The organism is Streptomyces sp. NPDC048639 (assembly GCF_043199075.1).
GTDB lineage: Bacteria > Actinomycetota > Actinomycetes > Streptomycetales > Streptomycetaceae > Streptomyces.
Window position 1 is genome coordinate 106,763 of the sequence record NZ_JBICVP010000008.1, and the last position, 9,119, is coordinate 115,881.

The window sequence follows — 9,119 nt, forward strand, 5'->3', positions numbered from 1 at the left end:
TGCCGTCCAGGGCAGGCGGGGTTGGTCGTCAGGACACCGGGGACATCGGGGTCGCCGCGGCCACCGGCCGCGTCTCCGCCGGCGCCGGGCGGGGCAGGCGCCGCCGCCACCAGCGCAGCACCAGGGCCGTCGGCGCCGCCACCGGCACCGTCCAGCCCAGCGCCACGGCCCCGGTGAACCACCAGCTCGGTCCGAAGTCCTCCAGCGCGCCCGTGCCGAGCGCACCCTCCGTCACCCCGGTGAGCACGGCCATCGTCACAGCGCAGGCGACACTCCCCAGCACCGCAGTGAGCGCCGTGTCCCGCCGGCCGCGCACGCCCTTGCCGGTGACGACCGCCCCTCGCGCCGCCCCCGTCCCGGCGGGGGCACCGCCCGATCCGTCGCCCGCGACGACGCCCTCTCCCCCGCGGAGCCGGCGCCACCACGCGGTCCATCGCCCGCGCAAGGGCGGCCGTACGGCGGGGGGTTCGGTGCACACGGCGGCGGCGCGCATCGCCGCGCCCGGGACCGCGGCCCGCGCGGTGTACCAGCCGACCGCCACGCCGGCGGCCAGCGGAAGCAGCCCCACCGGCCAGGTCAGTGGGGAGCCGGGACCCGCATCCGGTACGGCCGCGAGCAGTGGGAACCGCGGCAGGTCCGGGTGGGCCGAGGTGCCGAGCGGGCCGACAAGGGTGCCCGCGCCGAGGGTGAAACCGGAGCCGATGGCGTAGGCGGCGCCCCACAGCACCGCGTTCGGCACCAGCACGAGGGCCAGCAGAAGCACCGCGAGGCGGCCGGTCCAGGGCATGGTGAGGTGGTGGAAGGACTGCTGCGCCGCGGAGCCGTGCCAGGTGAGGGACAGGGCGACGAGCAGGGCACCGCCGCCCAGCAGAACGGCCGTACCGGCGGCTCCCGCGCGCCCTGCCGTGACGAGCCTGCGGCGCGTGCACACGGCCCGTACGCCGGGCGGGATCCGTTCCAGAATCTGCCGTGCCTGCCCGGGCAGCGGGTCGCGCGGCCGGCCGCTCGCCGTCCAGTAGCCGTACGCGACGGCGGCGAAGGTGACGACCGGCAGGTGCAGCAGGGCGCTGAGCGCGTCGGCGTGCAGGGGACCGCCGGACGCGTAGATCACGGCGGTCACGCCGACGAGGAGATAGCCCGCGCTCAACCACCCGATCGTGGGACCGGCGGGCAGGGGTCCGCCGGGCTCGTGTCCGGCGTCGGCCAGCTCCTCCTCGTGGGCCTCGATCGCATGACGGGAGGCGCGGTAGAGCAGCCAGAGGGGCAGGGCGCTGAGCAGCAGCGGGGTGATGCCGACGGGCGCGGCGGCACCGGAGACCGTGTCCGCGCGGACGAGTTCGGCGCCGTGCGCCAGCAGCCATAGAGCCGCCGCGACGTGCAGCGCCGCGCTCGGCCCGCTCTCGGGGTACGGCGAGGTGATCCACAGCAGGAGGACGGCGACGGTCACCGCGCCGAGCCCCAGGGCTGCCGCGACCACCCCTCCCGCGACGAGGCGGCCGCGCGCCGGCGGCGACGGGGACGACGGCGGGGTCCGATCGTTCGAAGGGGTCACGGCGGACATGCTGCCAACAACACACCATTCGTGAGCGCAGCAGGTCTTCGGCCGTCGTGTCGCTCAATATGTGGCTATGCACCGTTACGCACAGCCCGGTAGGGCAGGGGCGGCCGCGGGCGCACCGCTTGCGTTCGACGCGCTCTACACCGCCCACGCCGCCGGCCTCGTACGGCAGGCCTATCTGCTCACCGGCAGCAAGCACCTTGCCCGGCAGGCGGTTTACCACGCCTTCTACCAGGCGTGGCACCGCTGGCCCGAGGTGGCAGTGGACAGCGATCCGGCCGGCTGGGTGCGGGCCGCGGCGTACGAGTACGCGCTCTCGCCCTGGCGCCGGCTGCACCGCGCCAACCGCGGTCCCTCGGGGCGGCTGGGCCCCGATCGGGCGCTGATCACCGCACTGATCGGCCTTCCGCCCTCCTACCGGCGCGCGCTGCTGCTGCACGACGGTGTGGGTCTCGGTCTGCCCGAGACCGCGGCGGAGACGGAGGCGAGCACGGCCGCCACCACGAACCGGCTGATGCATGCGCGGGCCGCCATGGCCGAGTCGCTGCCCGAACTGCGGGAGGCCAGTCCGGTCCGGCGGGCCGCCGCACTGCGCCGGATGCTGAGCGAGACGGCCGCCGCCCAGCACGTAAGGACCCGGCCGGCCGAGTCGGTACGGGCCGCGGGCGAGCGGCGCGCGCAGGTGTGGACGCGGACCGTGTACGGGCTGGTGGGGTTCTTCGCCGCGGCGGTGCTGGTGGCCGCGGTGCTCGACACCCTCTGGTGACTCCGGGGGGCGCGGACCGGCGCCGCGGCCACGGCAGGACGGTCGGCACGGCCACGTCGCGACGGCACGGAAAAGGGCTGGGGCCCGTACCTCGCGGTACGGGCCCCAGCCCTTCCAGCGTGCGGTGGAGAGCCGCCAGGCTCAGCCGCCGAGGGCGGCGCGCGCCAGACGGGCGGTCTCGGACGGCGTCTTGCCGACCTTGACGCCCGCGGCCTCCAAGGCCTCCTGCTTGGCCTGGGCGGTGCCGGAGGAGCCGGAGACGATGGCGCCGGCGTGGCCCATGGTCTTGCCCTCGGGCGCGGTGAAGCCCGCCACGTAGCCGACGACCGGCTTGGTGACATTGGCCTTGATGAAGTCCGCGGCCCGCTCCTCGGCGTCGCCGCCGATCTCGCCGATCATCACGATCAGGTCGGTCTCGGGGTCGGCCTCGAAGGCGGCCAGGGCGTCGATGTGGGTGGTGCCGATGATCGGGTCACCACCGATGCCGACGCAGGTGGAGAAGCCGATGTCCCGCAGCTCGTACATCATCTGGTAGGTCAGCGTGCCGGACTTCGACACGAGACCGATGCGGCCGGGCTTGGTGATGTCGGCCGGGATGATGCCCGCGTTGGACGCGCCCGGGGTGATGAGACCGGGGCAGTTCGGGCCGATGACCCGGGTCTTGTTGCCCTTCGTCTGGGCGTGCGACCAGAAGGCGGCGGTGTCGTGGACGGCGATGCCCTCGGTGATCACGACGGCGAGCGGGATCTCGGCGTCGATCGCCTCGATGACCGCGTCCTTGGTGAACTTCTCCGGGACGAAGATGACCGTGACGTCGGCGCCGGTCTTCTCGATGGCCTCGGCCACGGTGCCGAAGACCGGGATCTCGGTGCCGTCGAAGTCGACCGCGGTGCCGGCCTTGCGCGGGTTCACACCGCCGACGATGTTGGTGCCAGAGGCGAGCATCCGGCGGGTGTGCTTCTGACCCTCGGAGCCGGTCATGCCCTGGACGATGACCTTGGATTCCTTGGTGAGGAAGATAGCCATGGTGTGGGTGTCCTCGTCCCTCTTACTTCGCAGCCAGCTCGGCGGCGCGCTCGGCCGCTCCGTCCATGGTGTCCACCTGCTGTACGAGCGGGTGGTTGGCGTCGGTCAGGATCTTGCGGCCGACCTCCGCGTTGTTGCCGTCGAGGCGCACGACCAGCGGCTTGCTGACGTCCTCGCCCTTGGACTTGAGAAGCTCCAGGGCCTGGACGATGCCGTTGGCGACGGCGTCGCAGGCGGTGATGCCGCCGAAGACGTTGACGAAGACGGACTTGACGTCCGGGTCGCCGAGGATGATCTCGAGGCCGTTCGCCATCACCTCGGCGGAGGCGCCGCCGCCGATGTCGAGGAAGTTGGCGGGCTTGACGTTGCCGTGTGCCTCACCGGCGTACGCGACGACGTCGAGGGTCGACATGACCAGACCCGCGCCGTTGCCGATGATGCCGACCTGGCCGTCGAGCTTGACGTAGTTGAGGCCCTTGGCCTTGGCCGCCGCCTCGAGCGGGTTGGCCGAGTCCTTGTCCTCCAGCGCCTCGTGTCCCGGCTGGCGGAACTCGGCGTTGGCGTCCAGCGACACCTTGCCGTCGAGGGCGATGATGCGGCCGTCGGCGACCTTGGCCAGCGGGTTGACCTCGACGAGGAGCGCGTCCTCGGCGACGAAGGTCTTCCACAGGGTCTGCAGGACGTCGGCGACCTGGTCGGCGACGGCGGCCGGGAACTTGCCGGCGGCGACGATCTCCGCGGCCTTCTCGGCGGTCACGCCCTCGTTGACGTCGACCGGGATCTTGGCCAGGGCCTCGGGCTTGGTGGCCGCGACCTCCTCGATGTCCATGCCGCCCTCGACGGAGGCCATGGCCAGGAAGGTGCGGTTGGTGCGGTCGAGGAGGTATGAGACGTAGTACTCCTCGGCGATCTCCGGCGCGGTCTCCGCCAGCATGACCTTGTGGACCGTGTGGCCCTTGATGTCCATGCCGAGGATCTGGCCGGCCTTCTCGACCGCGTCCTGCGGGTCGGCGGCCAGCTTGACGCCGCCCGCCTTGCCGCGGCCGCCGACCTTGACCTGGGCCTTGACGACCGACCGGCCGCCGAGACGCTCGGTCACCTCGCGCGCCGCCTCAGGCGTGTCGATGACTTCACCGGCCAGCACCGGTACACCGTGCTTGGCGAAGAGGTCCCTCGCCTGGTACTCGAACAGGTCCACGCGCGTCCGTCCCTTGCGTCTGCGTCTTGATCACCGCTGTCGTGGCGATGCGGTTCGTTGTATGCGTGGGCGTGCCGCTAACGGCAGCGTGACGACGCGATCACAACGGAGGCGCACACACGTTGGCCGGGTACGCGGCATGTCCGTCTCGCAGGTTATCCCCGTCGCGCTCGGGTCCCTAAATCACAGGTCACATATGAGCGGTGATGGTGGTCACATGACGAGACGGAGTGTCTCATCCCGGCGCCCATCCACGCGAAGCGCAGTCAATCGGCCATTCCTCTCCTTCAGGACGCGGATGGGCGGCAAACCGGCGCGCCGGGGCACTCACTCATTCGACTTGTTTGCATCGTTCAAACTCATCCGTCGGGTGGACCGGCCTCAATCCAATTGCCATATTTCGCCAGCGCAAAGCGCGTTTCCGAAACCAAATCACCCCTCCCCCGAACCCAAACGAAAGATCGGCTTGTTGACCGGAAACCCGCCTTGACCAGTACCTGAGGGCAGTCGAGACTCCAATAGGCACGCATGACAACAGGGGCCACTCCCTTATGAGTTGGGCCTCTGCGATACCGACATCGCACGGGGGTGTGTGACGGGGGAATTGCTGGAGGAGTGTGCACTGCGCGCTACGCGCACGCAATTCCTTCACATCCTCTCCATCATCTCTGGATGCGCTAAGGGATTGGAGGGGAATGCCGGTGCAAACGGGCTATCCCGGCGTATACATCGAGGAACTTCCCAGTAGCGTCCGCACGATCGCAGCGGTCACCACGTCCGTCACCGCCTTCGTGGGGCACACCCGCCGCGGACCGCTGAACCACCCCGTACGGGTCACCAGCTTCGCCGACTTCGAGCGCCGCTTCGGGGGCTTGAGCTCGCAGAGCGCGGTCGGCCACGCCGTCCATCAGTTCTTCGGCAACGGCGGCACGGTCGCCGTCGTCGTGCGCGTGGCCGCCGCAGGATCCGGCAAGGAAGCCTGCGTCACCCTCGACTCCACCGAAGGCCGCAGCGAGTGCCCGGCACTCACCGTGCACGCCAAGGAACCCGGAGTCTGGGGCAACGGCCTGCGCGTGGCCGTCGACTACGACACCCCGGAACCCGGCGAGACCTTCAACCTCCACGTCTTCGACGCCAAGGGCGGTGCCCGGGAGACCTTCACGGGCTTGTCCATGCGCCAGGGCCACGGCCGCTTCGTGTTGACGGTGGTCAACGCCGGCTCCTCGCTGATCCGGGCCGACGTCGCAGGCGACGACGACGGCAGGCCGGACCCCTCGGGCACGGTCTCCAAGCCGTTCGGGGCCGAACTGCCCGACCTGGCCGTGGACCTCACGGTCAAGATCGGCGATGTGGAGCGCGACTTCACGCTCTTCGATCCCGACCAGGACGGCGAGCCCCCGGCCGGCGTCACCGAACTCGCCCTGCTGCTGGAGCGCAAGCTGCGCGCGCTCCCCGACGCCCCGGGCAAACGCGCCTTCGCGGGCGCCGAGGTGACCGCCTTCGGTCGCCGCATCCAGGTCGTCGCGGGGTCCACCGACCCGGAGGACGTGGTCAGGTTCGTCGGCCAGTGCGCCAACGACCTCGGCCTGGAGGCGTCCGTCAATCCGCCCGTCTTCCCGCTCTGCGGCGGGGAGGACGGCGACCCGCCGGGACCGCGCGACCTCATCGGCAGTGAGGGCGGCAAGACCGGCATCCAGGCGCTGCGCGGCGTCGACGACGTCAATCTGCTCGCACTGCCGGAACTCGCCGCGTACGAGTCCACCGAGGACATGATCACCGTGATCTCGGCGGCCCAGCGGCTCTGCCAGGAGCGCCGGATCTTCCTGCTCGTCGACTCGCCCACGAGCTGGGTCAGCGTCGACACCGCACGGGCCGGGCTCTCCGCCTTCGAGCCGGTGCGCGGCAACCACGCCGCGCTCTTCTTCCCTCACATCCGGCTCACCGACCCGCTCACCGGCAGGCTGCGCTCCTTCCCGCCGTCCGGTGCCATCGCCGGCGTCATCGCCCGCACGGACGCCGAGCGCGGCGTGTGGAAGGCACCGGCGGGGACCGAGGCGAGGCTCGCCGGGGTGCGGTCGCTGACGGTGCCGCTCACCGACCGCGAGAACGGCCTGCTGAACCCGCTGGGCGTGAACGTCCTGCGCACCTTCCCCGTCGTCGGCCCGGTCGTCTGGGGCGCCCGAACCTTGCAGGGTTCGGACGCGCTGGACAGCGAGTGGAAGTACGTACCGGTGCGGCGGCTCGCCCTGCATGTGGAGGAGAGCCTCCACCGCGGCCTGCAGTGGGTGGTGTTCGAGCCGAACAACGAGCAGCTCTGGCAGCAGATCCGGCTCAACGCCTCCGCCTATCTGCACACGCTCTTCCGCCAGGGCGCCTTCAAGGGCGGCACGCCCCGCGAGGCGTACTTCGTCAAGTGCGACAAGGACACGACGACCGAGGAGGACATCGAGCGCGGCATCGTCAACGTGCTGGTCGGCATCGCGCCGGTCAGGCCCGCGGAGTTCGTGATCGTCAAGATCCAGCAGATGGCCGGACAGTTCGAGATCTAGGAGCCCGAAGGAAACCGATGGCTGAGTTTCAGATCAACGCCCATCGCTTCGACCCGTACAAGAACTTCAAGTTCCTGGTCCTCTGGGACGGCCGTACGGTCGCGGGCATCAGCAAGATCAGCCCGCTGAAGCGCACCACCGAGGTGGTCAAGCACCGGCACGGAGGGGACCCCAGCTCGCCCCGCAAGTCGCCGGGCCGTTCGGAGTTCGAGGGCATCACGCTCGAACGCGGCGTCACCCACGACCCCGAGTTCGACCGCTGGGCCAACAAGGTCTGGCAGGTCGGGGCCGGGCTCGGCTCCGAGGTCTCGCTCGCCGACTTCCGCAAGGACATCGTGATACAGGTCCTCAACGAGGCCGGACAGGTGGCCGTTTCGCACAAGCTGTACCGCACCTGGCCGAGCGAGTACCAGGTGCTGGGCGAGATGGACGCCAACGCCAACGCCGTCGCCATCCAGAGCCTGAAGCTGGAGTGCGAGGGCTGGGAGCGCGACTACGAGGTGCCGGAGCCGACCGAGCCCTCCTTCACCCACCCGGCGTGAACGCCGATCCCGTGGGGCCCGCCGGCCTGCTGGCCGCCTGGGAAGCCGGGCAGACCGCCCGGCACGGCAGCGAGCGCGCTCTGCTCCTGCACCGGGCGGCCCGTCCCGACAGCAGCGGCGACGCCCTGCTGTCGATGCCGGTGGGCGCGCGGGAGGCGGATCTGCTGGCCCTGCGCCGGGCGCTGTTCGGCGACCGGATGCAGGTGCTGGTGGAGTGCGCGGCCTGCGGCGAGGCCATGGAGTTCGAGCTCGACGCGGGCGGGCTGACGCAGCGGCCGGGGCAGCCCGCCGGCCCGCTGCGGGTCGAGGCGGACGGCTGGGTGGTCGAGTTCCGGCTGCCCACCGTCGCCGACATCGAGGCGGCCGCCCGCTCCGCGCTCGACGCGGCGGACGCCCGGCGCCGGTTGGTCGCCCGCTGCACGGTCTCGGCGGAACGGGCCGGGGAGCAGGTCTCCGCGGACCGGCTCGCCGACCTGCCCGAGGCCGTGCAGCGGCGGCTGGCCGAGGCGGCCGAACAGGCCGACCCGGCCGCCGAGGTGACGCTCAACGTCGCCTGCCCCGAGTGCGGCGAGGCCACCCCGGCCGAGCTGGACATCGCCTCCTACCTGTGGACCGAACTGGACGCCTGGGCACGGGACCTGCTGCTCGACGTCCACCTGCTCGCCTCCGCGTACGGCTGGAGCGAGCCGGAGATCCTGGCGCTCAGCCCGCTGCGGCGCCGCTACTACCTGGAGCTGTGCGCAGATGCCTGAGGTGCCCGACTACTTCGAGCGGCTGCTGGCGCGGCACGCCCCGGCGCCGGGGACCCCGCCACGCACCGCCGGGCGCGTCCGGCCGCGGCTGGCGGGCCCCTTCGAACGCGTCGAGGCGCTGCGGGCCGAGCCGCCCGGACCGGACGAGCCGGCACCGCTCGTTCCCGCTGCGCCACGGCCGGCCGTGGCGGCGGCCGAGTCGGTCCGGCACGAGCGGGAGATCAGGACCGACCACCACACCGTCGTACGGATCGAGGCCGCGCCACACGGCGAGACCCGGCGGCCCGCCCCGGCGGGGCCGCGGAAGCAGTTGCCGCGGCCCGCCGCCCAGGCCGGGCCGGTCACCCGGCCCGCTGCCACGGACGGACTCCGCCGGGGACGGCGGGTCGCGACGCCCGGCGCACTCGACGCGGCGTCACCGACAGCGGCGCCCGCGCCTCCCATCCCGGGCCCGGGCGCCGCACTTCCGGCCGCGGCAGCGGCGGCGCGACCACGGCCGGACGCCGCGGCGACGGCTCGTGGCGCGGCGCGCACCGCCGCGGCACGGCGCGGATCGCGGCCGGTGGAGCAGGTCGTGCACGTACAGATCGGGCGGCTCGAGGTCAGTGCGGCGGGCGCGTCGGGCGGCGGCCGTGCCGCCGCGCCGGGCGTGAACCGCGCGGGGCGGGCCGCACCCGCGCTGAGCCTGGAGGACTTCCTGTCACGCGGCGAGAAGAGGGGCTGAGGAC

Annotated in this window: 8 protein-coding genes; 5 read left to right on the plus strand and 3 right to left on the minus strand. The window is 72.1% G+C overall.

Going from position 1 to position 9,119, the window contains the following annotated elements:
* Positions 1–28: 28 nt before the first annotated feature.
* On the minus strand, positions 29–1,552 hold the full coding sequence (locus ACGFNH_RS22370; RefSeq protein ID WP_393656339.1) for a DUF6350 family protein: 1,524 nt from the start codon (positions 1,550–1,552) through the stop codon (positions 29–31).
* Between the two features lie 76 nt (positions 1,553–1,628).
* Between ACGFNH_RS22370 and ACGFNH_RS22375 the strand changes: the two genes are divergently transcribed.
* Positions 1,629–2,324 carry a sigma factor-like helix-turn-helix DNA-binding protein gene (locus ACGFNH_RS22375; protein WP_393656341.1) on the plus strand — a complete coding sequence of 232 codons (696 nt, stop codon included), beginning with the start codon at positions 1,629–1,631 and terminating at the stop codon, positions 2,322–2,324.
* A gap of 141 nt (positions 2,325–2,465) precedes the next feature.
* Here ACGFNH_RS22375 and sucD read toward each other — a convergent pair whose 3' ends face one another.
* Together sucD and sucC are read right to left on the minus strand one after the other, a co-directional pair.
* Entirely contained in the window at positions 2,466–3,350 is an 885-nt protein-coding gene (gene sucD, locus ACGFNH_RS22380; RefSeq protein ID WP_393656343.1) for a succinate--CoA ligase subunit alpha, read from the minus strand.
* 22 nt (positions 3,351–3,372) lie between these two features.
* The gene (gene sucC, locus ACGFNH_RS22385) at positions 3,373–4,548 is read right to left on the minus strand and encodes an ADP-forming succinate--CoA ligase subunit beta (RefSeq protein WP_393656345.1); all 1,176 of its coding nucleotides are present in this window, start codon (positions 4,546–4,548) and stop codon (positions 3,373–3,375) included.
* 695 nt (positions 4,549–5,243) lie between these two features.
* On the opposite strand from sucC, the gene ACGFNH_RS22390 reads away from it, so the two are divergent.
* Genes ACGFNH_RS22390 through ACGFNH_RS22405 form a run of 4 tightly spaced genes read left to right on the plus strand, consistent with a single transcriptional unit; the run spans position 5,244 to position 9,115 of the window.
* Positions 5,244–7,097, plus strand: coding sequence for a phage tail sheath family protein (locus ACGFNH_RS22390; RefSeq protein WP_393656347.1), 1,854 nt, complete (start codon positions 5,244–5,246; stop codon positions 7,095–7,097).
* A gap of 17 nt (positions 7,098–7,114) precedes the next feature.
* Positions 7,115–7,639, plus strand: coding sequence for a phage tail protein (locus ACGFNH_RS22395; RefSeq protein WP_360853895.1), 525 nt, complete (start codon positions 7,115–7,117; stop codon positions 7,637–7,639).
* A complete protein-coding gene (locus ACGFNH_RS22400) occupies positions 7,636–8,391 on the plus strand; it encodes a hypothetical protein (RefSeq protein ID WP_393656349.1) in 756 nt (251 codons plus the stop codon). The genes ACGFNH_RS22395 and ACGFNH_RS22400 overlap by 4 nt, the downstream gene beginning before the upstream one ends.
* The gene (locus tag ACGFNH_RS22405; protein ID WP_393656351.1) at positions 8,384–9,115 is read left to right on the plus strand and encodes a hypothetical protein; all 732 of its coding nucleotides are present in this window, start codon (positions 8,384–8,386) and stop codon (positions 9,113–9,115) included. The genes ACGFNH_RS22400 and ACGFNH_RS22405 overlap by 8 nt, the downstream gene beginning before the upstream one ends.
* Positions 9,116–9,119 lie beyond the last annotated feature (4 nt).